Consider the following 26,107-nt stretch of genomic DNA (forward strand, 5'->3'; position numbering starts at 1 on the left):
GTCCGGACGTCACCGCCGTGGAGGCGCGATGACCACCGTCACGCTCGGGGCCGGGTTCACCGTTCCGCCCGAACTCTCCGCCCGGGCACCGGCGGAGGCCCGCGGCAGCGCGCGGGACGACGTCCGGATGCTGGTCGGCCACCGGGCGGGCGCGATCGTCGAGCACCGCCGCTTCGGCGAACTGCCCGAGGTGCTGCGCCCCGGCGACCTGCTGGTGGTCAACGACTCCGCCACCCTGCCGGCCGCCCTCCCCGGCCGGCTGCCCGACGGCACCCCGGTGGCCCTGCACCTGTCCTCGGCCCAACCCGACGGCCACGGAACCCACTTGGTCGAACTGCGCCGGATCGTCCCGGGCGCGGCCGCGGCCTACTACCCGCCCGGCGAGTCCCCGGCGCGCCCCGGACTGCGGGTGGCCCTGCCCGCCGGTGCGGCGGCCGAACTGGCCGCGCCCTTCACGGCACGCCTCTGGTACGCCGGGCTGGACCTCCCCGAGCCGCTGACCGGCTACCTGGAGCGCCACGGCCGCCCCATCCGGTACGGCTACGTCGACCGGGACTGGCCGCTCGACGCCTACCAGACGGTCTTCGCCCGGGTGCCCGGAAGCAGCGAAATGCCCAGCGCGGCACGCCCGTTCACCGCCGACACGCTGGCCGCGCTGGCCGTCCGCGGAGTGCTGACCGCACCGGTCACCCTGCACACCGGGGTGGCCTCCCCGGAGGCCCACGAGGCCCCGTACGCGGAACGGTTCCACGTCCCCGCCGGCACCGCCGCACTCGTCGGCCGGGTACGTGCCGCCGGCGGCCGGGTGGTCGCGGTCGGCACCACGGTGGTCCGCGCGCTGGAGTCGGCGGCCGGACCCGACGGCACCGTCCACGAGGCCGACGGCTGGACGGAGTTGGTGCTCACCCCGGAACGCGGGGTGCGTGCGGTGGACGGCCTGCTCACCGGCTGGCACGAACCGCGGGCGTCCCACCTCCACCTGCTCGCCGCCGTCGCCGGACGAAGGCTGCTGCGCCGCTGCTACGCCGAGGCCGTCCAACACCGCTACCTCTGGCACGAGTTCGGCGACGTCAACCTGCTGCTGCGCTGACCGGCACCGAGCCGTCGCGGGGTCGCCGGAGGGCCGTCACCGGAAGCTGCCGGGCTGCGTGCGCTACCCGACGACCGGGAAGCCCGGCGGCAGCTCCAGCTCGAACCAGACCACCTTGCCGTGCCGGGTGGCGCGGCTGCCCCAGCGGTGGGCCAGTTCGTTCACCAGATGCATGCCGCGCCCGCCCTCGTCCTCCTCCATGGCGCGCCGCATCCGGGGGGCGTGGGTGTCCTCGTCGGCCACCTCCACGGTGAGCAGCCGGTTGCAGAACAGCCGCAGCTGGGTGGGCGAACCGGCGTGCACCAGCGCGTTGGTGATCAGCTCGCTGGTCAACAGCTCGGCCCAGTCGGAGAGCTGGTTCAGCCCCCAGTCCTCCAGCGTGTCGCGGGTGAACCGTCGGGAGTGGGCGACCATGGCATGGTCGCCGCTCAGCGGCAGGGTGGCGATCCGCTCCGACCGGATCGGCCGGGCCTGCGCCATGATGATCGCGATGTCGTCCTCGCTGCTGCGGCCGGTGAGTTCGGACAGGACGGCGTCGCAGGTCTGCTCCAGCGAGCCGCGCCGTTCGGCGATGGTCCGGCAGAGCAGGTCAAGACCCTCGTCCAGGTCACGGCCCCGGCGCTCCACCAGCCCGTCCGTGTAGAGCGCCAGGATGCCCTCCTCGGGCAGCGTGAACTCCACGCTCTCGAACGCCACTCCGCCGACCCCGAGCGGCGCGCCGGGCGGCAGCTCCAGCAGTCGGGCCCCGCCCTCGGCGTCCGCGACCACCGGCGGCAGGTGCCCGGCGCAGGCGGCCGTGCCGGTGCGGTCCATCGGGTCGTACACCGCGCAGACGCAGGTCGCGAACTGCCCCTCGCCGATCGCCGAGGTGGCCTCGTCCAAGCGGCCGAGCACCCGCGCCGGCTCCATGTCGAGCGTGATCAACGTGCGGGCCACCGTGCGGAGTTGGCCCATGGTGGCGGCGGCCCGGATACCGTGCCCCATCACGTCCCCGACGATCAGCGCGACCCGGCCGGAGGAGAGCGGGACGACGTCGAACCAGTCGCCGCCCACCTCGCTCACCACACTGCTCGGCAGGTACCGGTAGGCGATCTCCAGGCCCAGCGTCCGGTGGATCTCCTGCGGGAGCAGGCTGCGCTGCAGGGTGAGCGCGGTGTCCCGCTCCCGCCGGTAGAGCCGGCCGTTGTCCATTGCCAGCGCGGTGCGCGCCGCCAACTCCTCGGCCAGCGCGCGGTCCGCCGAGCCGAACGGCAGCGGATTGCCCATCCGGATGAACTCGGCGCCGCCCAGCACCAGTCCGCGCGCCAGCAGCGGCACCATCAGGTACGAGTGCACCCCGGCGTCCAGGCCCGGCTGCACCCGGTCCGGCGAGGCGACGATCCGCTGCAGCGCGGTCTCGTCCACCTCCGACACCAGGATGGACCGGCCGGTGCGCAGGCTCTCCGCGTAGGTCTTGGCCGACATCGAGGTCTCGCCCACCTGGTCGGCCGCGGCCGCCATCGTGCCGTCCGGCCCCACCTCGCCGACCGCCACCGCCCGCATCAGTACCGAACCGTCCCCGACCGGGCCCGGTTCCTCGCCGCTCAGCACCGCTTCGCGCAGGTCCACCGTCACGAAGTCCGCGAACCGGGGGATCACCACCTCCACCAACTCCTCGGCGGTGCGGTGCAGATCGAGCGTCGTGCCGATCCGGGTGCTCGCCTCGTTCAGCAGCGACAGGCGCTGCTGGGCGGCCCACGCCTCGTCCAGCGCGCGCTGCCGGGCGGCCGCCGCGTCCCGCTCGCGGGTGAACAGCAGGGCATTGTCGATGGACACCGCCGCCCGCACCGCCAACTCCCCGGCCAGCGCGAGGTCGTCCTCCTCGTACGGGCGGTCCACCACCGTCCGGTAGAACCCCGCCACCCCCACCGCCGAACCCCGGGCGATCAGCGGCACCACCATCAGCGACTGCACCCCCTGCTCCCGCACGGCCGAGGTGCGCACCGGGTCGTCCGAGAACCAGGCCAGCCCGGCGTCGTCCATCCGCGGTACCAGCACCGGACGCCGGTGCGCCAGGCTCCACGCGTACGGCGAACCCGGCTCGAAGCGGTGCACCCCGCCGACCCGGTCGATCGGCTGCAGCGTCGAACCCTCCGACGCATGGAAGGCCATCCGGCGCAGCACCGCCGACCCGTCCGCCGACGGGCGGGCGTCACGCTCCCCGCGGACCAGGTCGTCCAGCACCTCCACCACCACCGCGTCCGCCAGCCGCGGCGTCGCCACCTCGGCCAACTCGCGTGCGGTCTGGGCGAGATCGAGGGTCGTGCCGATCCGCGCGGAGGCCGCGTTCACCAGCGCCAGGCGTTCCTGCGCGGCCTTCGCCTCGCGCAGCGCCTGCTGGCGGGCCAGGACCGTCTGGTGCTGGCGCAGGTACAGCCGGGCGTTGTCGATCGCCACGGCCGCCCGCGAGGCCAACTCGTCGCCGAGCGTGATGTCCGCCGCCGCGAACGACTCCCGCTCACCGCGCCGCGAGTACACCACCATGCCCAGCGTGGTGCCGCGCGCCACCAGCGGCGTGATCCGCACCGACCGCGGCCGGTCGCCCAGGTAGGCGCGGCGGCGGTGCTCGGTGATCGTGTCGCTCAGCGGGGGCAGCTCCCAGGACGGCACCACCACCGTCCGCCCGCTCGCCATCGCCCGCGCGTACGGGGTGTCCGGGGAGACCTCGTAGACGGCGTCGACCGGCAACTCCTCGGCCGGGTAGTTGCGGTCCGTCGACGCCAGCGCCAGCCGGCGCACCTGCTGCGGGGCGGACGGGTCCAACGGCTCCACGTTCCGCCCGGCGACCAGCGCCTCCAGCGCGAACACCCCGCTGATGTCCGCCACGCTCGGCACCATCGCATCCGCCAACTCCCGCGCGGTCTGCCGCAGGTCGAGCGTGGTACCGATCCGGGCGGTGGCGTCCGCCAGCAGCGACAGCCGCTCCTGCGCCCGGGCCGCCCGGGCGTCCGCACGGAACCGCTCGGTGATGTCGATGACCGTCGAACTCACCCCGAGCACCCGCCCGCCCGGCTCCTCCAGTCGGAAGTAGGAGGCGGACCAGGCGTGGTCGTGCCGCGGATCACTGGGCGTGCGGCCCTCGGAGCGGGCGTCCAGCACCGGCTCGCCCGACTCCAGCACCCGCCGCATCACCGCCTCGCTCTCCTCGCCGTTGATGCCCGGCAGGACCTCGGAGAGGCGGTGGCCCAGGTGCTGGTCCACGGAGAGGCCGTTCACCCGGGCCAGCGCGTCGTTCAGCCGGACGAAGCGCAGCTCGCTGTCGAACACCGACATGCCGACCGGGGACTGCGTGAAGAAGCCGTCCAGCACCGCGAGGTCCGCCTGGATGCGGCGCAGCGTGGTCACGTCCGAGGCGACGGCCAGCACCAGCGGCCGGCCGCCCGGGCCGGAGATCGGGTGGGTGCGGAACTCCAGGTTCACGTGGTGCCCGTCCCGGTGCTTCACCGGGAACACCCCGGACCAGCCGCGGCCGTCCACGATCTCCTGGAACAGCTCCAGCACGTCCGTCCGCTGCTCGTCGGAGGCCAGCAACTGGGCTGCGCGTGCGCCGATCGCCTCCTCGGGGCTGTACCCGAGCAGGGCCTCCGCGTCGTTGCTCCAGTGCAGGATGCGGCCGTCCGCCTCGATCAGCGCCGTGGCGATCGGCACCATCAGCAACGCCTCCCGCTGCCCGTGCGCACCACCACGCGGGCTCCCGGCGCCCGGTACCGGGCCACCGCGCCCACCGGCGTCCTGCTGCTCGTCCACCATGGCCAGGGAACCGCCCGGAGATCGTCTACCAGCCCTGCCATCTTCCCACGCAGCCCCCACCCCCCGCGCGCCCCGAGGCAGGACATGTAGACCGGTCTGCATAATGCCGAGCCCGGCCGAACAGCACGCCCGAACCCGCCCGCCGACCCACGCTGCTTGCAGCGCGGAGCGGCGCTGCGCAGGAACCCGGCGACGCCGACTTCCTGCGTCGAGAATCTGTAGACCGGTCTGCATATTCGCTGGCGGGTGGCCGTCCCCGGGTGGTGCCCTGCGCGGCGCACCGGGCCCCGGGTGGTGGGCCGCGCAGGAAGTCGGCCTGGCCGACTTTTCGCGCAGTGGCCTGCCGGTCGGTTCCGCGCGGGGCGCTTGCCTGTAGACCGGTCTGCATATTCTCCCGGGGGGCGGCCTCCGCGCCCGCGCCGCACAGGAAGTCGACCTGGCCGACTTCCTGCGCACGTCCGCCGCCGGGTCGTTGCCGGCCCGCCGGCCCGCCGACCGCCGGGCTGCCGCTCGTCAGGCCGTGGTGGCGTAGTCGCGTTGGAGGGTGCGGAGGAGGCGGATGGCGAGTTGGTCGGGGGAGCGGCGGGTGTTGGCGAGGGCGATGACGCCGACCTGCTTCTCGGGGTCGAAGGCCATGAACGAGGCGAATCCGCCGGTGCCGCCGTTGTGCCAGATCTGCAGGTGGCCGCCCTGGCGCGGGTGGAGGCGGTGGCCGAGCCAGCCGAGGTGGACCCAGGCGAAGGGGTTGACCCGGTGCTTCACCTCGCGGCTGAGGTCGATGGCGGCGGCGAGCGGTCCGTCGCCGCCGCCCGCGAGCTGCGCGCGCATGAACACCGCGAGGTCGGCGGCGGTGGAGCGCAGGGCACCTGCGCCGGCGAGGTCCGCGAGGTGCCAGGGGGCCACCGGTCGGCGTCGGGCGGAGTGGCCGCGGGCGAGGCGGCCGGCCTGCTCCTCGCCGACGGTGATCACGGTGTCGTCGAGTCCGAGCGGGCGGCAGATCTCGCGGGCGACGAGTTCCTCGAACGTGGTGCCCTCCCGCCGGGCGAGGGCGAGGCCGAGCAGTCCGGCGCCGAGGTTGGAGTAGCGGAAGCTGTGGCCGGGCCGGGCGCGCAGGCGGGTGCTGCCGAGTCCGGCGAGCAGCTTGTCGGTGGTGCAGTCGGCGTACGGGTCGGGCTTGTGCGGGGTGATCAGGGCGGGCAGCAGCATGCCCTTGGGCAGCCGGGGCAGCCCGGCGGTGTGGGTGGCCAGGTGCTTGAGCGTGATCGCCTCGCCGCCCTTGGCCGGGACGCTGCTGCCGGGCGGCATGGCGTCGGCGACGAGGTCGGCGAGCGGTTCGTCCAGTTCGGTGGGGCCGGCCAGGGTGAGGCGGGCGAGGGCGAGGGCGGTGAACACCTTGGTCACCGAGCCGATTTCGAACAGGGTGTCCGCCCCGGGTGCGCCGTCGCCGCCCGGGGTGGCGTCGGGGGAGGCGCCGGTGCGGCCGGCGCCCCGGATCTCCACCGTGTCGTCGGCCATCGCGGCGACGACCACTCCCACCTGCTGCCCCGCGAGGGCGTCGGTGGTGCTCTGCGCCAGCCTGCCCAGGCTGCCAAGATCGCTCATGTCGGCGAGCCTAGGGAACGGGCGTCCGGCGCGTCGTCAGCCGATGTGAGGATTCGGTGCCCGGCCGGTCCTCCGCGGGAGGTACGCCACCGCCCGTCCCGAACGGGTACGGACGGCGGCGCGGCCGGTCGGTGGAGCAGGCCCAACGGGCTTCCGGGCGGCCTCAGCAGCTCAGGTTGGACCCCGGAACGGTGCCGAGGATCTGCACGAAGCTCTGGTACGAGTTGATCCGGCTCTGGACCTGGGCGGGGTTGCCGCCGTTGCACTCCAGGCTGCCGTTGATGCTGCGGATGGTCTCACCGAAGCCGTGCCCGTTGACCATGGCGTTGTGCGGGGTCATGGTGCCGGGGCCGGTCTGGGTGTTCCAGTACCAGAGTGCGGTCTTCCAGGCGACGGCCGGGTCGTTCTGCACCAGGTTGGGGTTGTTCAGCAGGTCGATGCCGAGGGCGTCGCCGGCGGCCTTGTAGTTGAAGTTCCAGCTGAGCTGGATCGGCCCGCGCCCGTAGTACGCGGCCTGCCCGGCGGGGCAGCCGTAGGGGCGGGAACTGTCGCAGTAGTGCGGGTAGTTGGCGGTGTTCTGCTCGACGACGTAGTACAGCCCGCCGGTCTCGTGGTTGACGTTGGCGAGGAAGGCGGCGGCCTCCTGCTTGCGGACGGTGTCGCTGCCGGTTCCGGCGAAGGCGGGGTACGCCTTGAGGGCGTCCAGCAGGCCGCGGTAGGTGTAGAAGGTGTTCCGGTTCGGGAACATCTGGTTGAACTGCGCCTCGCTGACCGGGAAGGTGCCGGGGTTGGCGGTCGTGGTGGAGGTGGGGGTCGCGGTCGGGAACGGGTCGCACGGCTGCGGGGTCCAGTACCAGGTGCTGATGGTCGGATCGTAGCCCGGGTTGTCGTGCAGCGCGCGGTAGTTGATGCCGTTGGGGGCGTACCGGACGACCTGGCCGGCGGTGTACGCGCGCCCGGCGACCCAGGTCGGGAAGGTGCAGCCGTCGGGGTTGGTCGGGGACGGGGTCGGGCTCCCGGTGGAGCCGCCGCCGCAGACGCCCTGGTCGGACCAGACGCCCGAACCGCCGTTGCCGGGCGTCTCGTTCTGGGTCCACCACTTGGCGGTCCAGTTGTGCCCGCTGTACGAGACGGAGGCTCCGCCGGTGTACGCGGTGCCGGCGTTCCAGGGGGCGGAGCAGGCTGCGGCGTTGGCGGCGGAGGCGGGCAGCAGCACCGCGATCGCCAGGGCCGTCGCCACGGCGGCGAGCAGCGCGAGGATGCGTTTCGTTGACACTCGATCACCCCTTGTGCGGTGGGGGCCGCACGGTCGTGGGACATGGACTCGGCAGCAGGGAGACCGCCGACCCCGCGTGGGGGCTCGTCGTGGGGGACGGGCCGACCGGGGTGCGGGCCGGTACGGGGTCGTCGAAGACTCAAGCGGAATGGTCTATACCTGTCAAGGGGGTCCGGCCGGTTTCGGCGTCCTGCGTCCGGTTTGCCCCATCTCGGCACCCCTGAAAGGGCGTTGCCCGCGGGCGGCGGTCATCGGGGCCCGCCCGTCACCACCCCGGCCACCCCGACCCGCCTCGGCCGCCCCCTGCCACCCCGACCCACCCCGACGCCGGCTACCCCGGCTACCCGCCGCCGGCCCCCCGGCCACCCGCCGCCGCGTCCAGGGCCTCGCGCAGGCGCCGGGCGACCTCGGCCGCGGCCGCCTCGTCGGCGTAGCGTGTCCGCGGCCAGAAGAAGCCGCGCAGTCCGTCCTTGGGATTGCGCGGCACCACGTGGACGTGCAGGTGCGGGACCGACTGGCTGATCCGGTTGTTGGCCGCGACGAAGCTGCCGGCCGCCCCGAGTCCGTGCTCGACGGCGGAGGCCACCCGCTGTACCCGCAGGAAGAACGGGCCCACCTCCGCCGCGGGGAGATCGCCCAATGTGCGGTGGTGGGCCCGTGGCACCACCAGGACGTGCCCGGGGAACAGCGGTCGGCGGTCGAGGAAGGCGACGGCGATGTCGTCCGCGAGCACCAGGTGCGCGGGTTCCTGTTCGGCGGCGACGGCACAGAAGACACAGTCCACGCGCTCCATTCAGCCGCCGCCGGAGCGCCCCCGCCACCCGGCCGGCGGCCGAGTGCGGCAGATGGGCGGGCACGCCGACGTCACGGGTGTGCGGTCCGTGTCCCGGCCACGCGTAGCGCTGCTCCACCGCTATCCGATCTGACCGACCCGGCGAAGTGCGAGCCGGACCACAGGTGCTGTGTCCGCGTGGCGGACGAGGTTGGGGAGCTCCTGGCTGAGCTTGCGCGAGGACGCGCCCGTGTGGGAGCGCACCAGCCCGGGCGCGGCGACCCTCGGCGGGAGGTTCGCCAGCAGGTGGACGTGGTCGGCCTCGCCGTTGAACTCCACCGGCTCGGCCTCGAAGTCCTCGCACGCGGCCCGCGTGATCTCCTCGCGCCGCGGTCAGGCGCCGGGTGGTGAGGACGGTGCCGGAGTCACGAGATTCGAGTGGACGTGCATGTGGAGGACGCAGTGGCAGCCGGTGTGAATGTTCTCGCCGATACCCGTGATCCGACTGTGCATCGTGATCCGTGTGCAGCTTCGGTATGGCTTCCGCCTGTATCCGAGTGCCGGTCAGTGCATGGCGTTGGCACGGGCGTTCGGGTGCGCGCGGGTGGTCTACAACGACGCGCTGCGCGCTCGGGAGACCGCCCGCAGCGAAGGGCTGCCGTTCCCGAGGACCGCCGACCTGTCGAAGCAACTGATCACCGAGGCGAAGAACACCCCCGAGCGGGCGTGGCTCGGCGAGGTCTCGGCGGTGGTCCTCCAGCGGTCCCTGCGCGACCTGGACGCGGCGTACCGGAACTTCTTCGACGGGCTGAAGGGCAAACGCCCGCGTATGGGCGCGCCCCGGTACAAGTCCCGCAAGGACACCCGGCAGGCCGTCCGCTTCACCGCCAACGCCCGCTGGTCCATCACGCCGGGCGGGAAGCTGCGCCTGCCGAAGATCGGCGACCTCAAGGTGAAGTGGTCCCGCTCCCTGCCGTCGACGCCGTCCACTGCGACCGTGGTCAAGGACGCGGCGGGCCGGTACTTCGCGTCGTTCGTCGTGGAGACCGGCCCTGAGGAGGTGCTGCCGCAGACGACGCCCGAGCTGGGCATCGACCTCGGGCTCGGGCACTTCGCGGTCCTCTCCGACGGGACCAGGGTCGACAGCCCGCGCGTCCTGCGCCGGGCGGAGAAGCGCCTGAAGAAGGCCCAGCGCGTTCTCTCCCGCAAGGAGAAGGGCAGCAGGAACAGGGACAAGGACGGGATCCGAGTCGCACGGGCACACGCCCGTGTCGCGGATGCGCGCCTCGAGTTCCACCACCAGCTCTCCACCCGGCTGATCCGCGAGAACCAAGCGGTCGCTGTGGAGGACCTGGCGGTGAAGGGGCTCGCCCGCACGCGCCTGGCAAAGTCCGTGCACGATGCCGGATGGCCGGCGTTCGTGAGCATGCTGGAGTACAAGGCCGCCCGGTACGGGCGCACTTTCGTGAAGATCGGCCGGTTCGAGCCGACCTCCCAGGTGTGCTCGCAGTGCGGCGTCAAGGACGGCCCGAAGCCCCTGCACGTCCGCGTGTGGACGTGCAGGGCGTGCGGTGCGGTGCGGTCCTGGACCGGGACATCAACGCGGCGATCAACGTCGCCAAGGCGGCCGGACTGGCCGTGTCGGCCTGTGGAGCGCAGGTAAGACGGGCATCCGTGCCCGCACCGCGCAGCGAAGCAGGAACCCACCCGAAGCGACCCACACGGCTCGTGTGGGAGCAGGCGGGAATCCCCGGCCCTTAGGCCGGGGAGGATGTCAATCGTACCGGTAGAGCACCGACTCCCGCTCGGCCTGTTCGATCGCCTCGATGGTGAGCGACGGGTCCCGCAGGTGGGAGAGGGTGACCTCGGCGGAGCTGGGCTGGGCGTCCTTGGCGAGCCAGTTCTCGGGCTTCCAGGCGGAGCTGCGCAGGAACGCCTTGGGGCAGTGGGAGTAGACCTCCTCCACGCCGATCACGATGGCGCTGCGCGGGGGCTTCCCGACGGCCGTGAGCTGCTCCAGCAGGCGCGGGTCGGTGGAGACGCAGGCGCGGCCGTTGATCCGCAGGGTGGTGTCGCGGCCGGGCACGACGAAGATCAGGCCGACCCGGCCGGTGTCCAGGATGTTGTGCAGGGTGTCGAGCCGCTTGTTGCCGGTGGCGTCGGGGATCGCGAGGGTGCGCTCGTCGAGGACGGAGACCAGGCCGGCGGGGCCGCCGCGCGGGGAGACGTCGCAGGTGCCCTCGGCGTCGGCCGAGGCGACGAAGACCAGGGACGCGCAGGCGATCAGCTGTCGGGCGACGTCGTGGATCCGGTCGACCTGCTTGCGTCGGACGAGTTCGCTGGGCTGCTCGTAGATCTCGCGCAGCTGTCCGGCGTCGCGGACGGCGTCGGCGGCGAGCGCGGCGAAGAGGCTGTCCGAGGTGTCCGGCGGGCGAATTGACGAAAGGGCGGACTCCGGTGTGATGGTCATGCCGGAAATCTAACCGAGCCCCCTTGCGCGGCCGTCGGGCACCGCGATCCGTACGTCTCGCGCACCGCGATCCGTACGTCTCGCGCACCGGGTTCCGTACCCCTCGCGCACAGATCGCCCCACCCCTCGGGCAGCGGGTGCCGCGCCGGTCGGACAACAGGTGCCGCGCCGGTCCGAAGGGGGTGCCGGCCCGCTCGGACAAAGGCTCCGTACCCCTCGCCACCAGCGGTTCTGCGTCGATAATGGGGCCATGGGCTCCCGTGGGAGGTGGTGACCGTGATCGTGAGGATCTGGACCGCCCAGGTCATGGCAGGGCACATCGAGGAGTTCTGTGCCCTGCTGGCCTCGCAGGTGATCCCGCAGCTCGGGCGGACGGACGGCTGTCTGGGCGGCGAACTGCTGCGGTCGCTGGGCGAGGACGCGCACCGGGTGGTGGTGATGAGCCGCTGGCGGGACGAGGACGCGCTGCGCGGGTACGCGGGGCCGATGTGGCGGATCAGGCCGGTCTGGGCGGAGGGCGAACTGCGCTACCTCGCCCATCCCCCGCAGGTCACCCACTTCACGGCGGTCCCCACCGGCTGACCCGGGCCCGGGACCCGCGGCCGACCCCCAGGACCCCGGGAGCCCCGAGCCGGAGCCCCCGGAAACCCGCGCATAAGGAACCGACCGCGGAACTCCCCGCGCCGCGGAACTCCCCGCGAACCGGTGCGCGGAGCGGCCTCAGACCATCAGCGGTACGGGGTGGATCTCGTCCGCCGGGTGGCCGGTGCGCTCGTGGATGCGCTGCACGGCCTCCTTGGAGGGCGCCTCGGACAGGCAGTAGACGGTGCCCGACTCGGGGTCGGCCCAGGCCTGTTCGAAGTGCACGCGCTCGTCGCCCTCGATCGCGAGGTCGGCGCGGTGGGCCGCGCGCAGCTGTTCGTCGGTGATCCCGACCATGCCGTGGTGGACGTCCATGAACTTCGGCATCGCCCCTGCACCTCCCGGAGCCTGGGGCCGACCGGTGCCGGCCCCTACCACCAGCCTGCGCCTGCCGCACCCGGGCCCGCCACCGGACCGCCGCGCGCCCGATCGGCCCGTCCCCGCACGACCGAACAACCCGCCGCCGAACAGCCCGCCGTCGTACGCCCGGACCGCCCCGTGCCGCCCATTCCCGCGTCCCGCGTGAAACAGACCACAGCGGAAGGCTCTCCCTCAGGTCTCGCGGATCATGGCAGAATGACGGCAGAAGTAGCAGTGACGTTCAGCGCACTCCGGGGTCGGTGAAAATCCGAACCGGCGGTTACAGTCCGCGACCCGTCCGCAGCCAGCGGCCGGTTGACCAGGTGAAATTCCTGGACCGACGGTTAAAGTCCGGATGGGAGGCGTGCGCGGGCGGACGAAGAGCAGTACCCGCGGCCCCGCGACGGGCCCCGGGGAGTGGTGTGCACGGCAGCAGGGCTCTCCTCGGCGTTCGACGCCCGGGCGGTCCACCGGTGTCCGTGTCTCCGTGCCCGTCCGTGTCCTCTCCCATGCCGCCCCGGAGTCCGCGCCCCAAGCGCGAGGAGAACCCGGGTGTTCACCGGCATCATCGAAGAGCTCGGCGAGGTCGTGTCGATCGAGGAGATCGGCGACTCCTCGCGTATTCGCCTGCGCGGCCCGGTGGTCTGTCGGGACGCCCGCCACGGCGACTCCATCGCGGTCAACGGCGTCTGCCTGACCGTGGTCGACACTCCCGAGCAACTGGCTGCCGGTACCGGTGAGTTCAGTGCCGACGTGATGGCCGAGACGCTGCACCGCTCCAGCCTCGGCGCGCTGGCGGAGGGCTCCCGGGTCAACCTGGAGCGCGCGATGGCGCTCGGCGCCCGGCTCGGCGGGCACCTCGTCCAGGGACACGTGGACGCCACCGGCGCGCTGCTCTCCCGGGCGCCCGGTGACCTCGACGCCGACGGCAACCCGCGCTGGGAGGTGCTGCGCTTCTCGCTGCCGCAGTCCATCAGCCGCTACCTGGTGGAGAAGGGCTCGATCACCGTGGACGGCGTGAGCCTCACCGTGGTCGAGGCGGCGCTGGACTCCTTCACCGTCTCGCTGATCCCGGCCACGCTCGAACTGACCACGCTCGGCGCCAAGGCCGTCGGCGACCCGGTCAACCTTGAGGTGGACGTGCTCGCCAAGTACGTCGAGCGCCTGCTCGACGCCCGTACCCTCCCCGGGACCCCCGGCATCGCCGATCCCGCAGCGACCCCGGGAGCGACCGAGTGAACTGGCTCAACGGGACCGTCCACCTGCTCGGCCAGGACGTCTACCGCTCCGACATCGTCGGCAACCTGCTCGGCCTGACCGCCCTCGCCCTCGGCTGGCGCCGCTCGCGGCTCACCTGGCCGGTCCAACTGCTCTCCGGTGTCGTCCTGGTGGGCGCCTACTGGTCCGCGCACCTCAGCGGCGGCGTCGGCAAGCAGGTCGTCGTGGTCCTCGCCGCGATCTGGGGCTGGACCCAGTGGCAGCGCGGCCGGAAGGGCGCGGAGCTGCGGGTGCGGTTCGCCACCGGCCGGGAGCGCGCGCTGCTGATCGCCGGCACCGCGGTCGGCACGCTGGCCGTCGGCGGGCTCTTCGAGCTGTTCCCGCACCTGTCGTGGGACGCCTGGCCGGACGCGTACATCTTCGTCGGCACGCTGTCCGCGATGGTCGCGCAGGCCCGCGGCTGGGTCGAGTTCTGGTTCGCCTGGATCGCCGTCGACCTGGTCGGCGTCCCGCTCGCCTTCGACAACGGCCTGGTCTTCTCCGGCCTCACCTACTCCGTCTACTTCGTCCTGGTGCTGCTGGGCCTCCGCTCCTGGTGGCTGAGCACCCGGACCGCCCGCACCTCGATCGCCAACGTCCTTCAGGGAGCCTCCGCATGAGCACCCACCCCACCGACGCCGACCTCGTGCTCGACCCGGTCGAGCGGGCCATCGCCGACATCGCGCTCGGCCGCGCGGTCGTCGTGGTCGACGACGAGGACCGCGAGAACGAGGGCGACATCGTCTTCGCCGCCTCGGCCGCCACCCCCGAGCTGATGGCCTTCACCATCCGCTACAGCTCCGGCGTGATCTGCGTCCCGATGACCGGCGACGAGCTGGACCGCCTCAAGCTCCCCCCGATGACCCAGGTCAACGAGGACCGCAAGGGCACCGCGTACACGGTCTCGGTCGATGCCAGGGACGGCGTCTCCACCGGCATCTCGGCCGCGGACCGGGCCCGTACGGTCCGGCTGCTGGCCTCGTCCGGTACCGAGGCGGGCGACCTGACCCGGCCCGGCCACGTCTTCCCGCTGCGCGCCGTCGAGGGCGGCGTGCTGGTCCGCCCGGGCCACACCGAGGCGGCCGTGGACCTCGCCCGGCTGGCGGGGCTGCCCCCGGCCGGTGCGATCGCCGAGGTGGTCAACGACGACGGCAGCATGGCCCGGCTGCCGGAGCTGGTCGCCTTCGCCCGCGAGCACGGCCTGGCGATCGTCTCCATCGAGGACCTCATCGCCTACCGCCGCCGCACCGAGCTGCACGTCGACCGGGCGGCCGTCACCGCGCTGCCCACCGCGTACGGGGAGTTCACCGCGGTCGGCTACAAGGGCACCATCGACGGGGTCGAGCACCTCGCCCTGGTCGCGGGCGGCCTGGACGCCGAGGGACGGCTGCCGGACGGCGAGGACGTGCTGGTCCGCGTCCACTCCGAGTGCCTGACCGGGGACGTCTTCGGCTCCCTGCGCTGCGACTGCGGCCCCCAGCTGCAGGCCTCGCTGGAGCGGGTCGCCGCCGCCGGCCGCGGTGTGGTGCTCTACCTGCGCGGGCATGAGGGCCGCGGCATCGGCCTGGCCCACAAGCTGCGCGCCTACGAGCTGCAGGAGCAGGGCCGCGACACCGTCGACGCCAACCTCGACCTGGGCCTGCCCGCGGACGCCCGCGACTACAGCATCGGCGCGCAGATGCTCGGCGACCTCGGGGTGCGCTCGCTGACGCTGCTCACCAACAACCCGGAGAAGCAGACGGCACTCACCGAGCACGGCCTCAAGGTCAAGGGGCGCGAGGCGGTGGAGACCACGCCGGGTGAGCACAACCTGCGCTACCTCCAGACCAAGCGCGACCGGATGGGCCACGACCTGCCCGGCCTCGGCTCCTGACCCACCGGCCGCCGACCCGCCGACCCGCTGGCCGCCGACCCGCAGGCCGAACCGCACCGCAGGCCACCGCACCACCGGTCCCGGACCACCCCACCGACCGAACCACCGAAAGGAACAGCGCATGAGCGGCCACGGAGCCCCCCAGCTGACCATCGACAACGCCGCCGACCTCAAGGTCGCCGTGATCGCCGCCCAGTGGCACGACCAGGTGATGAACGGCCTGCTGGACGGTGCCCACCGGGCTCTGAAGGAGCTGGGCATCGCCGAGCCGACCGTGGTCCGGGTGCCCGGCACCTTCGAGCTGCCGGTCGCCGCCAAGCGGCTCGCGGACAAGGGCTACGACGCGGTGATCGCCCTCGGTGTGGTCATCCGCGGCGGCACCCCGCACTTCGACTACGTCTGCCAGGCCGCCACCGTCGGCCTCACCCAGGTCAGCACCGACACCGGCGTGCCGGTCGGCTTCGGCGTGCTGACCTGCGACGACGAGCAGCAGGCGCTGGACCGTGCGGGCCTGCCCGGCTCCGCCGAGGACAAGGGCCACGAGGCGGTCACCGCCGCCGTCGCGACCGCCGCGGTGCTGCGCGCGCTCTGAGCCGGCTGCGCGCACGATCCGTGCCCGCACCCGCCGAACCACGCCCGGAACCCGCCGACGCGCGCCCGCGCATGCGGCCCGTGGCGTGCGCCGCGCTCCCGGACCGTGGACGTCCACCGGACTGTCCACGGTCCGGAATCGTTTACCGCCCGTCAGCCCGCACGCCGTAAGGTGGGGCGCATCATGGCTTCGAAGACATTCGAGGAGCTCTTCACCGAGCTCCAGCAGAAGGCCGCCACCGGCGACCCCTCGTCCTCCCGTACCGCGCAGCTCGTCCAGCAGGGCGTCCATGCGATCGGCAAGAAGGTCGTCGAGGAGGCCGCCGAGGTCTGGATGGCCGCCGAGTTCCAGTCGGACGAGCAGACCGCCGAGGAGATCTCCCAGCTCCTCTACCACCTTCAGGTGATGATGGTCGCCCGTGGATTGACGCTCGACGACGTCTACAAGTACCTCTGACCGGCCCGTACCACCACCGGCCCGCACCACCACCACCGGCCCGTACGCCCCGCGTACCCGCTGCACCCGCACCGCCTGCATACCCGCACCACCCGCACACCCCGCTCTCCCGGCCCCGACAGGTAAGGAACCGACCTCCCATGCTGCGCATCGCCGTCCCCAACAAGGGTTCTCTCTCGGGTCCCGCGGCGGAGATGCTGCATGAGGCCGGCTACCGCCAGCGCAAGGACGCCAAGGAGCTCGTCCTCGTCGACCCGGACAACCAGGTCGAGTTCTTCTTCCTGCGTCCGCGCGACATCGCGGTGTACGTCGGCTCCGGCCGCCTGGACGTCGGCATCACCGGCCGCGACCTGCTGCTGGACTCGCACTCCAACGCCGAGGAGGTGCTGGCCCTCGGCTTCGGCGGCTCCACCTTCCGCTTCGCCCGCCCCGAGGGCGTCGACGTCAAGGACGTGCAGGGCCTGGAGGGCCTGCGGATCGCCACCTCGTACACCGGGCTGGTCGAGCAGCACCTCGCCGACCACGGGGTGAAGGCCACCGTGACCAAGCTGGACGGTGCGGTGGAGACCGCCGTGCAGCTGGGCGTCGCCGACGTGATCGCCGACGTGGTGGAGACCGGCACCAGCCTGCGCAACGCGGGCCTGGAGGTGTTCGGCGACCCGATCCTGGTCTCCGACGCCGTGGTGATCCGCCCCAAGGGCGCGGGCGAGGACCCGGCGGTCGAGCAGTTCCTGCGCCGCCTGCAGGGCGTGCTGGTGGCCCGCCGGTACGTGCTGATGGACTACGACATCCGCGCCGAGCAGGTGGGCGCCGCCGTCGCGCTCACCCCGGGCCTGGAGTCGCCGACCGTCTCCCCGCTGCACACCGAGGGCTGGGTGGCCGTCCGCTCGATGGTGCTCCGCAAGGAGGCCCAGCGGATCATGGACGACCTGTGGGGCATCGGCGCCCGCGCCATCCTGGTCACCAACATCCACGCCTGTCGCCTCTGACGGCTGCCCCGCCGTCGGGCGCGGAGCTAAACAGCGGTTCAATAGGGCGGGGACGCGAGGTGCGTCCCCGCCCCGTTCCTTGGAGAACCACCCCGTGTCCACGCCCGTCGAGTTTCCCGTCACCTTCGCCCCGCGCCGCACCCGGGCCGTGCTGCTGCCGGTCTGCGCGCTGCTGGTGGTGATGTTCGTCGTGATCGCCGTCGCCCTGCCGGAGAACTGGCAGATCAACGACCGGATCATGCTGGTGACCAGCGGACTGCTGTTCGCCGGGGTGGGCCTGATGCTGGCCCGGCCGCGGGTGACCGCCGATGCCGAGGGCGTCACCGTGGTCAACTTCGTCCGCCGCCGCCGGCTGGCCTGGGCGGAGATCGTCAAGGTCAACTTCCGCCAGGGCGACCCGTGGGCGAGCCTGGACCTGGCCGACGGCACCTCGCTCGCCACCGTCGGGATCCAACACGGCGTGGGCAAGGACAACGCCATCTCGGACGCCCGCACGCTGCGCGACCTGGTCGAGCAGCGGGCCGCCGTCGAGAGCCGCCCCGCCGGGCGCTGACGCCGCAGCCTCCGCGCCCCCACTCCCACCCGCGCCCCTGCTGCCCCCGCCGCCCCCGGACTCCCGGCGGCGGGCCGCAACAGGCCCCCGGGCGGTGCGCCGGTATCGTCTACGCTGGTTGAAGTGGGGCGCCCCGGGGTCCTCGGTGCCCGAAAGAGCCCCTCCGGAACAACCTGAGGAGTGACACCCCCTCTCGATGGACGATCCGTCCGGTAGTGCCCGCGCCGCCCCACTTCCGGCCACCGGAAGGCAGGCGGCACCGTGATCACCGCCTGGCTGCTGCTGCTCGCCGCCCTGCTGCTCATCCTCGCCAACGGCCTGTTCGTGGCCGCCGAGTTCGCCTTCGTGACCGTCGAGCGGGGCGAGGTGGAGCGCGCCGCCGAGGCGGGTGACGGCAAGGCACGCCGGGTCGCCGGGGCACTGCGCCACCTGTCCTTCCAACTCTCCGGCGCGCAGCTGGGCATCACCGCCACCTCGCTGGTGGTCGGCATGCTCGCGGAACCGGCCGTGTCCGTCCTGCTGAAGCCCGTGCTGACCGGCATGGGCCTGTCCGACGGTGCCGCCCGCGGTGCGGCCGTGGTGGTCGGCATGCTGCTGGCGACCGTGGTCCAGATGGTGATCGGCGAGCTGGTCCCGAAGAACTGGGCGATCTCCCGACCGCTCCAGGTGGCCCGCGCGGTGGCGGCCCCGCACATGGCGTTCGCGCTGGTCTGCCGTCCGCTGATCAGCGCCCTCAACGGCTCCGCCGACCGCACCGTCCGGGCCTTCGGCATCGAGCCGCAGGAGGAGCTGGGCCACGCCCGCACGCCCGCCGAACTGGTGTCGCTGGCCCGGCACTCGGCGCGCGCCGGGGCGATGGACGAGGAGTCGGCGACCCTGTTCGTCAACACCCTGGGCCTGGGTGACCTGACCGCCGAGTCCGTGATGACCCCGCGGGTCGACGTCGCCGCGCTCCAGCGTGACGCGAGCGCCGCCGACGTCCTCAACCTGACCCGGGCCACCGGACTCTCCCGCTTCCCGGTCTACGCCGAGAGCCTGGACGAGGTCGCCGGCACCGTCACCCTCAAGGACGCGCTGGCGGTCCCGGCCGAGCTGCGCTCGCGGGTGCGCGTCGGCGAACTCGCCAGGCCGCCACTGTTGGTGCCCGAGACGCTGCCCGCCGAGGTCCTGCTCGACCGGCTGCGCCGCCGGCAGCCGATGGCGATCGTGGTCGACGAGTACGGCGGCACGGCCGGCGTGGTCACCGTGGAGGACATCGTCGAGGAGATCGTCGGCGAGGTGCTGGACGAGCACGACCCCGCCGACACCACCGAACTGGTGGCTCTGCCCCCGGTGGACGGCCGGCCGGTCTGGGCGGCGGACGGCCGGGCCCGGACCGACCAGTTGGCGGCCATCGGCCTGTACGCGCCGGAGGGCCCGTACGAGACGCTGGCCGGGCTGGTGGCGGGCCTGCTCGGCAAGCTGCCCGACCCGGGCGAGCAGGCCGTGCTTCCCGGCTGGCGGTTCACCGTGGAGGCCGTGGAGCGGCACCGCACCAGCCGGGTGCGGATCGAACGCACCGCCGGCCACCCGGTGTACGGCGCCGGTGAGGACGGTGCCCGGTGACCGCGCTCCAGCTGGCCGCGGCCCTCCTGCTGCTGCTCGGCAACGCCTTCTTCGTCGGCGCCGAGTTCGCCGTCGTCTCGGTGCGCCGCAGCCAGATCGAACCCCTCGCCGAGGCGGGCAACAGGCGGGCCCGCACGGTGCTGCACGCGCTCTCCAACGTCTCCGCGATGCTGGCCGCCGCCCAGCTCGGCATCACCGTCTGCTCGCTGGGCCTCGGCGCGCTCGCCGAGCCGACCATCGCCCACCTGTTGGAGGGCCCCTTCCACGCGCTCGGCCTCCCCGAGGGCCTGATGCACCCGCTCTCGTACGGGATCGCCCTCGCGGTGGTGATCTACCTGCACATGGTGATGGGCGAGATGGTGCCCAAGAACATGGCGCTGGCCGGTCCGGAGCGGGCCGCGCTCTGGCTGGGCCCGCCGCTGGACCGGCTGGCCCGCTGGCTCGCCCCGGTGATCGCCGTCCTGAACGCCTTCGCCAACGGCGTCCTCAAACTGTTCCGGGTGGAGGGCAAGGACGAGGTCGCGTCGGTCTTCACCACCGAGCAGCTGATGTACCTGCTCGCCGACTCCCGGGACGCCGGCCTGCTCGACGAGGAGCGCCAGGAGCGCCTGGAGGACGCCCTCGAACTGGGCCGCCGCCCGGTCACCGACGTCCTGCTGGAGCCCGCGGAGCTGGTCACCGTCGACACCGGGGTCACCGCGGCGCAGATCGAGGAACTCGCGCTGCGGACCGGCTTCTCGCGCTTCCCGGTCACCGACGGCGACCCGGCCGCCCACGGCTACCTGGGCTACCTCCACGTCAAGGACATCCTGGACGTCGACGACCCCGAGGCGCCCGTCCCGGCCCGGCTGTGGCGGCCGATCACCGTCCTGCGCGGCACCCTCCCGCTGGACGACGCGCTCGGCGCGATGCGCCGGGCCGCCTGCCACCTCGCCGCCGTCGTCGACCAGGACGGCCGCACCCTCGGCGCGGTCACCCTGGAGGACGTCGTCGAGGAGCTGGTCGGCGAGGTGTACGACCCCGACCACCGGCCGGCGGCGGCCTGACCCGCTGCGGGCCGGTCTGCGGTGGCGTCGGTCGGCTGACGCGCTTTCAGCTCTCGGCGATTCCGCTGTGAGCGTGCGGCCGTTCCGCCGCCGACCGCCCGGGGGCAGGGTGGTCGGCATGAGGCTTCTGATACTGGGTGGTACGGAGTTCGTCGGTCGCGCGGTCGCCGAGGCGGCCCTGGCACGGGAGTGGGAGGTGACCGTCTTCCACCGGGGTGCCCACCCCGCGCCCGCCGGAACGGCGGTGCTGCACGGGGACCGGACGGCCGGGGGCGGGCTCGCCGCCCTCGCCGGGGGCGCGTGGGACGCGGTGGTGGACACCTGGTCGGGCGCCCCCGCGGCGGTCCGCGACAGCGCCCGGCTGCTGGCCGGGCGCGTCCCCCGGTACGCGTACGTGTCCAGCCGCTCGGTGTACGCCTACCCGACCCCGGCCGGCGCGGACGAGGACGCCCCGGTGGTCGACGGCTCGCCGGACGACACGGAGGCCGCGTACGCGGAGGCCAAGCGCGGCGGCGAACTGGCGGCGCTGGAGGCCTACGGGGAGCGCGCGCTGCTGGTGCGCGCCGGCCTCATCCTCGGCCCGTACGAGAACATCGGCCGGCTGCCCTGGTGGCTCGGCCGCGCCGCCCGCGGCGGCCCGGTGCTCGCCCCCGGCCCCGCCGACCTGCCGCTCCAGTACATCGACGTCCGGGACCTCGCCGAGTGGACGCTGGACGGGCTGGCGAACGGGCTCGGCGGCACCTTCAACGTGGTGAGCCCGGCCGGGCACACGACCACGCGCGAGCTGCTGGAGGCCTGCGTCGCCGCCACCGGCTCGGGCGCCGAACTTCGCTGGACCGACCCGGAGCGCATCCTCGCCGCGGGCGTCGAGGCCTGGAACGACCTGCCGGTCTGGATCCCGCCGGGCGAGCTGTACGACACCATGCACGCCGGCGACGTGTCCCGCGCGGTGGCCGCCGGTCTGCGCTGCCGGCCGGTCGCGGAGACCGTCGCCGACACCTGGGCGTGGCTGCGCTCCATCGGCGGTACCGCCCCGCAGCGGCCGGACCGCCCGGCCGTCGGCCTGGACGCCGAGCGCGAGGCCCGGCTGCTCGCGGGCTGAGGTGGTGGGGGGCGCGGCGGACCGATTGCGCGCCCCCAGCACACCACCACCACCGCCACGGACGCCGCTCAGAACCCCGGGCGGCCGTCGATCAGCTCCCCGTACGCCTGGACCAGGTCCGGCAGCCGCAGGGTCGACAGGTCCTCCCGGCCGGGCGGTTCGCGCAGCAGCGAGAGCCGGAGGTCCCGGTAGGCGCAGGACTTCTCGTACAGGGTGCGGATGAAGCGGCCGTTGCCCAGCTGGTCGATCCATCCCTCGCGCACCACGTGGGTGCAGATCGAGGCGAGCTCCTCGGCCGCGTCCTCGTCCCAGCCGTCACCGTCCCGGCCGGCGAGGGCCGCGCCGATCGCGGTCAGCTCGCCGGGCCGGTAGCTGGGGAAGTCGACCCGGGTGGTGAAGCGGGAGTTCAGGCCGGGGTTGGCGGCGAGCAGGCGGTTCATGCCCTCCGGGTAGCCGGCCAGGATCACCACCAGCCGGTCGCGGTTGTCCTCGGCCCGCTTCAGCAGCACCTGCAGCGCCTCGTCGCCGTACGCGTCGCCCTTGCTGTAGCCGGAGTTGGAGAGGCTGTACGCCTCGTCGATGAAGAGCACGCCGTCCAGTGCGGAGTCGATCAGCTCGTTCGCCTTCACGGCCGTCTGTCCGAGGAACTCGCCGACCAGATCGGCTCGTTGGGCCTCCACCAGGTGGTCGCCGGAGAGCAGGCCGAGGGCGTGGAAGACCCGGCCGAGGATCCGGGCCACGGTGGTCTTGCCGGTCCCGGACGGTCCGGAGAAGACGAAGTGCCGCTTCGGCGGCTGCACCGGCAGCCCCTGTTCGGCGCGGAGTCCGGCCATCCGCAGCTGGGCGGAGAGCGCCCGCACCTGCCGCTTCACCGGCTCCAGGCCCACCATCAGCGAGAGTTCGGCGAGAGCTGCGTCCAACTCCCGCTCCCCGCCGGGCGTCTCGGCCGTCCGCGGGGGCGCGGCGCTGGCCGTCGCGGCGGCTGCGCCGACCGGGCCGGGTGCGGGGGAGGCGGCGCCCGGGCGCCCGGAGGCCGAGCGCTCCCCGGCCCCCTGCGGCGGCGCGGCCCCGCCGGCGGTCTTCCCGGGTGCGGCCTCCCCGGGCGCGGTGTCCCCGCCCGCGGCCTCCTCCGGCGCGGCGCCCTCGGGCCGGGCGCCCGCCGGCCAGGGCTCCTCGCCCGCGTCCTCTCCGAGCGGGCCCTCGTCGAGCAGTGCCTCCGGTCCCACCGGCCCGGCCAGGTCCTCGATGTCCTCGAGGTCCTGCGCGTACGCCCCCGCGGGCAGCCCCGGCAGGTACGCCACCGCGTCGAAGGCCTCGTCGGCCCCGGTCGGCAGCGCGGTCTCCCGGCCCGCCGCGGGGGCGTCCAGCAGGGCGTCGGCGAGGGCGTCCTCGGCCGAGATCGCCGCCAGCCGGGCCGCGGTGTCCATGAACCCGGGGTCGGCCCGGTGCACCGCGCGGTAGAGCGGCAGTGCGGCGGCGCTGCGCCCGGCCCCCTCGTACGCCCGGGCCAGCCAGTAGCGCAGCTCCTTGCGCTGCGGCTGCTCGGAGCGGCAGCGGGCGAGGGAGGCGGCCAGCGGGGCCTGGGCCTGGGCGCACATGTCCAGCCGGACCCGCGCCATCCCGGCGAACAGCCCGGCCTCGATGCCGAGCAGCGGGTCGTCGAGCAGCCGCTCGGTGTCCCGTACCAGCCGCTCCCAGTCCTTGACGAGGTAGGAGCGGCAGGCGTGCAGGAAGCGCACCGAGGCGTCCTCGGCGGCGGGCGGGCACTGCTCCAGCGCCCGGTCCAGCTCGGGCAGGTGCCGGCCGTCCAGCCAGTGCGAGGCGTGGGCGAGGGCGAGGTCGCGGGCGTCCTCCAGCACCGGCTGCACCCACCAGCCCAGCCAGTACCAGGAGCTGAGGGGCCGCCGATGGCGTCTGCGCTGTTCGCCGAAACGTTTCTGGTTCCGGTGCATGGCTAGCAGTGCGCCCGAGGTGTCGCTGCGCAGGGCGTGCAGGCCGAGCCAGGCGTCGGCCATCCCCGGATCCAGCCGGACGGCCGCGCGGAACTCCTCCTCGGCGCGGGCGTACGCCCCGGCCGTGTAGGCGTCCATGGCGCGCAGCCAGGCGCGGTCGGCGAGCCGGTTGATGTCCTGGCCGCCCGCGTTGTTGCTGTCGGAACTGTCCACCGTCGTCACTCACGCCCCCCGCGGTGTGCATCGGGGCCCGGCCGACGGCCGCTCTGCAGGGGACACGGGAGTCCGCGCAGAGCCTGCCGGTGGTCGGGGTCCCCCCGGGACGCCTATGCGCCTGCCTGGAATCGTACCGGCGCGGAGCTGATCCGGAAGGGTGCTACGCCGGGTCAAATGCGATCGGCGGCGCGGGGGTTGGGCGCCCGGGGCGGCCGCGGGGGCGGGCCGCCCGGTGATCGCCGGGGCCCGTCGGGGGAGCGGGGGGCGGCATCTCCGGCTCACGGGGGAACAAGCCGGAGATGCCGCGTTCGGGGGCCGCCCGATCCTGCGATCCGGCGACGTGGGAGAACCTAGTTCCTGGCGATACCGCAGGTCAAGGGCTTGTTGAAGGTTCACCGACGGTGTGCGGCGCGATCCGACCGGTCACTCCGTCGACCCGGGTGGCGGCGTGCGGGCGGCTCGGATCGACGGCGAAATGCGCCGATTCGGCCCGCGCCCAGCCGACCCAGAACTCCGCCAGCCCCGGCCCGTCCCGCTGCTCCCCGCGCCGGCGAGCCACCGTCGCGTCCAGCTCCATCCAGACCAGCCGCGCCAGCCACGGCCGCACCGCCAGCCGCCCCGCGCCGACCCCCTCCACCAGCACCACCGGAGCCACCGGCACCGCGGCGACCGAGGCGAAGCGGCGCAGCGTCCAGTCGTACACCTCGTACGCGGCGTCGCGGCCCGCCGCCAGCGGCTCCAGCACCTGGGCGCGCAGCCGCTCCGTCCAGCCGAACGGCTCGGCGTGGGTGGCGAGGTCGTCGAGGTGGACGACCGGTGCGCCGCCGAGCACGGTGGCGAGCCGGGCCGCGAAGGTGGTCTTGCCCGAGCCGGCGTGCCCGTCCACCGCGACCAGCCGCACCGGACCGCAGGAGGGCGCCAGGGCGCGCAGTTCGGCGGCGAGCAGGGTCAGGTCGTCGGGGGAAGCAGCCACACCGGCCACTGTACGGCGGCCCGCACTCCACTACGGACAGTGATGACCCCCAGCTCGTGACGGCGGCGCCGGGATCGGGCATACTCACTTCGCCACGCCTGTGAACGACCGTTCACCGCAACCCGGTGCCGGTCGGGACCACCCGCCACACCCCGCGCCGGGCCCGCCACACCGGGGACCGCCGCCCGATCGAGAGGCGACAGCCGCCATGACTCCCGCCGCCGCCAAAGCCGTGGACCGCCAGCTGCCGAGCGAGGAGGCCCGGGAACTCCTGAGCCTCACCCGCGACCTCGTCCAGCGCGAGCTGCTGCCCCGCGCGGCCGAGGACGAGGCCGCCGGCCGCTTCCCGCGCGAGGTCTTCCGCACCCTCGGCGGCGCCGGCCTGCTCTCCCTCCCGTACGAGGAGCAGTACGGCGGCGGCGAGCAGCCCTACGAGGTCTACCTGCAGGTGCTGGAGGAGCTGGCCGCCGGCTGGCTCGCGGTCGGCCTCGGCGTCTCCGTGCACACCCTCTCCTGCCACGCGCTGGCCACCTTCGGCACCGACGAGCAGCGCTCCGCCTGGCTGCCCGGCATGCTCTCCGGCGAGCAGCTCGGCGCGTACTGCCTCTCCGAGCCGCAGTCCGGCTCGGACGCCGCCGCGCTGCGCACCCGCGCGGACCTGGACGGCGAGGAGTACGTGGTCAGCGGCACCAAGGCGTGGATCACCCACGGCGGGCAGGCGGACTTCTACAGCGCGCTGGTGCGCACCGGCGAGGACGGCGCCCGGGGGATCAGCTGCCTGCTGGTGCCCGGCGACCAGCCCGGCCTGTCCGCGGCGCCGCCGGAGCACAAGATGGGTATGCGCTCCTCGCCGACCGCGCAGCTGCACTTCGACGGCGCCCGGGTCGCCCGCGAGCGGCTGGTCGGCAGCGAGGGCCAGGGCTTCCAGATCGCGCTCGCCGCGCTGGACTCCGGCCGCCTCGGCATCGCCGCCTGCGCGGTGGGGGTGGCGCAGGCCGCGCTCGACCAGGCCGTCGAGTACGCCGGCACCCGCCGCCAGTTCGGCCGGCCGATCGCCGACTTCCAGGGCCTGTCGTTCATGCTCGCCGACATGGCGACCCAGATCGAGGCCGGCCGCGCGCTCTACCTGGCCGCCGCCCGCCGCCGGGACGCCGGGCTGTCGTTCTCCAAGGAGGCGGCGATGGCCAAGCTGTTCTGCACCGACACCGCGATGCGGGTCACCACCGACGCCGTGCAGGTCCTCGGCGGCTACGGCTACACCCAGGACTTCCCGGCCGAGCGCTACATGCGCGAGGCCAAGGTGCTGCAGATCGTCGAGGGCACCAACCAGATCCAGCGCCTGGTGATCGGCCGCCACCTCACGAAGGGCTGAGCCCGACCGCGCGGCCCGGCCGAAGAGCCCTCCCGAAGGGCCGACCGCGGGGCCCGGCGGCCGGCCCGGGCCTCCGGCGCCCCGGAAACCACCGCCGGGCGCCGCTCCGTGGTGCGGAGC

The 26,107-nt window shown here is 73.7% G+C and carries 23 protein-coding genes and 1 riboswitch; of the genes, 14 read left to right on the forward strand and 9 right to left on the reverse strand.

Features of this window, described 5'->3' with window-relative positions:
• The first annotated feature begins 28 nt into the window (after nucleotides 1-28).
• On the forward strand, nucleotides 29-1,090 hold the full coding sequence (locus ACWGB8_RS22160) for an S-adenosylmethionine:tRNA ribosyltransferase-isomerase (protein ID WP_452215270.1): 1,062 nt from the start codon (nucleotides 29-31) through the stop codon (nucleotides 1,088-1,090).
• Between the two features lie 63 nt (nucleotides 1,091-1,153).
• Here the strand turns inward: ACWGB8_RS22160 and ACWGB8_RS22165 are convergent, their stop codons facing one another.
• The 5 genes from ACWGB8_RS22165 to ACWGB8_RS22185 all read right to left on the reverse strand — a co-directional run bounded on the left by ACWGB8_RS22165 (nucleotide 1,154) and on the right by ACWGB8_RS22185 (nucleotide 8,868).
• Nucleotides 1,154-4,780 carry a SpoIIE family protein phosphatase gene (locus tag ACWGB8_RS22165; protein ID WP_452215271.1) on the reverse strand — a complete coding sequence of 1,209 codons (3,627 nt, stop codon included), beginning with the start codon at nucleotides 4,778-4,780 and terminating at the stop codon, nucleotides 1,154-1,156.
• Nucleotides 4,781-5,392: 612 nt separating this feature from the next.
• Nucleotides 5,393-6,481, reverse strand: coding sequence for a serine hydrolase domain-containing protein (locus ACWGB8_RS22170; protein WP_452215272.1), 1,089 nt, complete (start codon nucleotides 6,479-6,481; stop codon nucleotides 5,393-5,395).
• A 163-nt stretch (nucleotides 6,482-6,644) separates the two neighbouring features.
• On the reverse strand, nucleotides 6,645-7,757 hold the full coding sequence (locus tag ACWGB8_RS22175) for a glycoside hydrolase family 19 protein (protein ID WP_452215273.1): 1,113 nt from the start codon (nucleotides 7,755-7,757) through the stop codon (nucleotides 6,645-6,647).
• 340 nt (nucleotides 7,758-8,097) lie between these two features.
• Entirely contained in the window at nucleotides 8,098-8,541 is a 444-nt protein-coding gene (locus ACWGB8_RS22180) for an HIT family protein (protein ID WP_452215274.1), read from the reverse strand.
• Nucleotides 8,542-8,670: 129 nt separating this feature from the next.
• The gene (locus tag ACWGB8_RS22185) at nucleotides 8,671-8,868 is read right to left on the reverse strand and encodes a transposase (RefSeq protein WP_452215275.1); all 198 of its coding nucleotides are present in this window, start codon (nucleotides 8,866-8,868) and stop codon (nucleotides 8,671-8,673) included.
• A gap of 175 nt (nucleotides 8,869-9,043) precedes the next feature.
• Here ACWGB8_RS22185 and ACWGB8_RS22190 point away from each other — a divergent pair, with 175 nt between their 5' ends.
• Nucleotides 9,044-10,192, forward strand: coding sequence for an RNA-guided endonuclease InsQ/TnpB family protein (locus tag ACWGB8_RS22190; protein WP_452215276.1), 1,149 nt, complete (start codon nucleotides 9,044-9,046; stop codon nucleotides 10,190-10,192).
• 111 nt (nucleotides 10,193-10,303) lie between these two features.
• Here ACWGB8_RS22190 and ACWGB8_RS22195 read toward each other — a convergent pair whose 3' ends face one another.
• Complete coding sequence (locus ACWGB8_RS22195) at nucleotides 10,304-10,999, reverse strand: MSMEG_1061 family FMN-dependent PPOX-type flavoprotein (protein WP_452215277.1); 696 nt, start codon at nucleotides 10,997-10,999, stop codon at nucleotides 10,304-10,306.
• Nucleotides 11,000-11,275: 276 nt separating this feature from the next.
• Here ACWGB8_RS22195 and ACWGB8_RS22200 point away from each other — a divergent pair, with 276 nt between their 5' ends.
• On the forward strand, nucleotides 11,276-11,581 hold the full coding sequence (locus ACWGB8_RS22200) for an antibiotic biosynthesis monooxygenase family protein (RefSeq protein ID WP_452215278.1): 306 nt from the start codon (nucleotides 11,276-11,278) through the stop codon (nucleotides 11,579-11,581).
• Between the two features lie 138 nt (nucleotides 11,582-11,719).
• On the opposite strand, the gene ACWGB8_RS22205 is transcribed toward ACWGB8_RS22200, so the two are convergent.
• Nucleotides 11,720-11,968: an SCO4226 family nickel-binding protein gene (locus tag ACWGB8_RS22205; protein WP_452215279.1), complete on the reverse strand. Its 249-nt coding sequence runs from the start codon at nucleotides 11,966-11,968 to the stop codon at nucleotides 11,720-11,722.
• Between the two features lie 276 nt (nucleotides 11,969-12,244).
• A riboswitch (FMN riboswitch) is annotated at nucleotides 12,245-12,372 on the forward strand.
• Nucleotides 12,373-12,553: 181 nt separating this feature from the next.
• Between ACWGB8_RS22205 and ACWGB8_RS22210 the strand changes: the two genes are divergently transcribed.
• The 10 genes from ACWGB8_RS22210 (at nucleotide 12,554) to ACWGB8_RS22255 (ending at nucleotide 21,474) form a co-directional block, all read left to right on the forward strand.
• Nucleotides 12,554-13,240, forward strand: a complete 687-nt coding sequence (locus ACWGB8_RS22210; protein WP_452215280.1) for a riboflavin synthase — start codon at nucleotides 12,554-12,556, stop codon at nucleotides 13,238-13,240.
• A complete protein-coding gene (locus tag ACWGB8_RS22215) occupies nucleotides 13,237-13,878 on the forward strand; it encodes a nicotinamide mononucleotide transporter family protein (protein WP_452215281.1) in 642 nt (213 codons plus the stop codon). The genes ACWGB8_RS22210 and ACWGB8_RS22215 overlap by 4 nt, the downstream gene beginning before the upstream one ends.
• Nucleotides 13,875-15,131, forward strand: coding sequence for a bifunctional 3,4-dihydroxy-2-butanone-4-phosphate synthase/GTP cyclohydrolase II (locus ACWGB8_RS22220; RefSeq protein WP_452215282.1), 1,257 nt, complete (start codon nucleotides 13,875-13,877; stop codon nucleotides 15,129-15,131). The genes ACWGB8_RS22215 and ACWGB8_RS22220 overlap by 4 nt, the downstream gene beginning before the upstream one ends.
• Nucleotides 15,132-15,252: 121 nt before the next feature.
• Nucleotides 15,253-15,723 carry a 6,7-dimethyl-8-ribityllumazine synthase gene (gene ribH, locus ACWGB8_RS22225; protein ID WP_452215283.1) on the forward strand — a complete coding sequence of 157 codons (471 nt, stop codon included), beginning with the start codon at nucleotides 15,253-15,255 and terminating at the stop codon, nucleotides 15,721-15,723.
• A 183-nt stretch (nucleotides 15,724-15,906) separates the two neighbouring features.
• A complete protein-coding gene (locus ACWGB8_RS22230; protein WP_030306151.1) occupies nucleotides 15,907-16,179 on the forward strand; it encodes a phosphoribosyl-ATP diphosphatase in 273 nt (90 codons plus the stop codon).
• Between the two features lie 140 nt (nucleotides 16,180-16,319).
• The gene (hisG, locus tag ACWGB8_RS22235; protein ID WP_452215284.1) at nucleotides 16,320-17,168 is read left to right on the forward strand and encodes an ATP phosphoribosyltransferase; all 849 of its coding nucleotides are present in this window, start codon (nucleotides 16,320-16,322) and stop codon (nucleotides 17,166-17,168) included.
• A 94-nt stretch (nucleotides 17,169-17,262) separates the two neighbouring features.
• Nucleotides 17,263-17,721, forward strand: coding sequence for a PH domain-containing protein (locus ACWGB8_RS22240; RefSeq protein ID WP_452215285.1), 459 nt, complete (start codon nucleotides 17,263-17,265; stop codon nucleotides 17,719-17,721).
• Between the two features lie 261 nt (nucleotides 17,722-17,982).
• Nucleotides 17,983-19,326 (forward strand): hemolysin family protein, encoded by a 1,344-nt coding sequence (locus ACWGB8_RS22245; RefSeq protein ID WP_452215286.1) that lies wholly within the window; start codon nucleotides 17,983-17,985, stop codon nucleotides 19,324-19,326.
• Nucleotides 19,323-20,372, forward strand: coding sequence for a hemolysin family protein (locus tag ACWGB8_RS22250; RefSeq protein WP_452215287.1), 1,050 nt, complete (start codon nucleotides 19,323-19,325; stop codon nucleotides 20,370-20,372). The genes ACWGB8_RS22245 and ACWGB8_RS22250 overlap by 4 nt, the downstream gene beginning before the upstream one ends.
• Nucleotides 20,373-20,490: 118 nt before the next feature.
• Nucleotides 20,491-21,474, forward strand: a complete 984-nt coding sequence (locus ACWGB8_RS22255) for an NAD-dependent epimerase/dehydratase family protein (protein WP_452215288.1) — start codon at nucleotides 20,491-20,493, stop codon at nucleotides 21,472-21,474.
• Nucleotides 21,475-21,542: 68 nt separating this feature from the next.
• On the opposite strand, the gene ACWGB8_RS22260 is transcribed toward ACWGB8_RS22255, so the two are convergent.
• Entirely contained in the window at nucleotides 21,543-23,564 is a 2,022-nt protein-coding gene (locus ACWGB8_RS22260) for an AAA family ATPase (protein ID WP_452215291.1), read from the reverse strand.
• Nucleotides 23,565-24,015: 451 nt separating this feature from the next.
• Nucleotides 24,016-24,615: a uridine kinase family protein gene (locus ACWGB8_RS22265; RefSeq protein WP_452215289.1), complete on the reverse strand. Its 600-nt coding sequence runs from the start codon at nucleotides 24,613-24,615 to the stop codon at nucleotides 24,016-24,018.
• 208 nt (nucleotides 24,616-24,823) lie between these two features.
• Between ACWGB8_RS22265 and ACWGB8_RS22270 the strand changes: the two genes are divergently transcribed.
• The gene (locus ACWGB8_RS22270) at nucleotides 24,824-25,987 is read left to right on the forward strand and encodes an acyl-CoA dehydrogenase family protein (protein ID WP_452215290.1); all 1,164 of its coding nucleotides are present in this window, start codon (nucleotides 24,824-24,826) and stop codon (nucleotides 25,985-25,987) included.
• Nucleotides 25,988-26,107 lie beyond the last annotated feature (120 nt).

It is taken from the genome of Kitasatospora sp. NPDC054939, from assembly GCF_053610105.1.

Bases quoted from the DNA above. Each gene is read 5' to 3' on its own strand.
- ribH (WP_452215283.1), top strand. From the start codon at position 15,253: ATGAGCGGCCACGGAGCCCCCCAGCTGACCATCGACAACGCCGCCGAC.
- ACWGB8_RS22170 (WP_452215272.1), bottom strand. From the start codon at position 6,481: ATGAGCGATCTTGGCAGCCTGGGCAGGCTGGCGCAGAGCACCACCGAC.
- ACWGB8_RS22230 (WP_030306151.1), top strand. From the start codon at position 15,907: ATGGCTTCGAAGACATTCGAGGAGCTCTTCACCGAGCTCCAGCAGAAG.
- ACWGB8_RS22165 (WP_452215271.1), bottom strand. From the start codon at position 4,780: ATGGTGCCGATCGCCACGGCGCTGATCGAGGCGGACGGCCGCATCCTG.
- ACWGB8_RS22255 (WP_452215288.1), top strand. From the start codon at position 20,491: ATGAGGCTTCTGATACTGGGTGGTACGGAGTTCGTCGGTCGCGCGGTC.
- ACWGB8_RS22270 (WP_452215290.1), top strand. From the start codon at position 24,824: ATGACTCCCGCCGCCGCCAAAGCCGTGGACCGCCAGCTGCCGAGCGAG.
- ACWGB8_RS22160 (WP_452215270.1), top strand. From the start codon at position 29: ATGACCACCGTCACGCTCGGGGCCGGGTTCACCGTTCCGCCCGAACTC.
- ACWGB8_RS22260 (WP_452215291.1), bottom strand. From the start codon at position 23,564: ATGGACGCCTACACGGCCGGGGCGTACGCCCGCGCCGAGGAGGAGTTC.
- ACWGB8_RS22220 (WP_452215282.1), top strand. From the start codon at position 13,875: ATGAGCACCCACCCCACCGACGCCGACCTCGTGCTCGACCCGGTCGAG.
- ACWGB8_RS22195 (WP_452215277.1), bottom strand. From the start codon at position 10,999: ATGACCATCACACCGGAGTCCGCCCTTTCGTCAATTCGCCCGCCGGAC.
- hisG (WP_452215284.1), top strand. From the start codon at position 16,320: ATGCTGCGCATCGCCGTCCCCAACAAGGGTTCTCTCTCGGGTCCCGCG.
- ACWGB8_RS22205 (WP_452215279.1), bottom strand. From the start codon at position 11,968: ATGCCGAAGTTCATGGACGTCCACCACGGCATGGTCGGGATCACCGAC.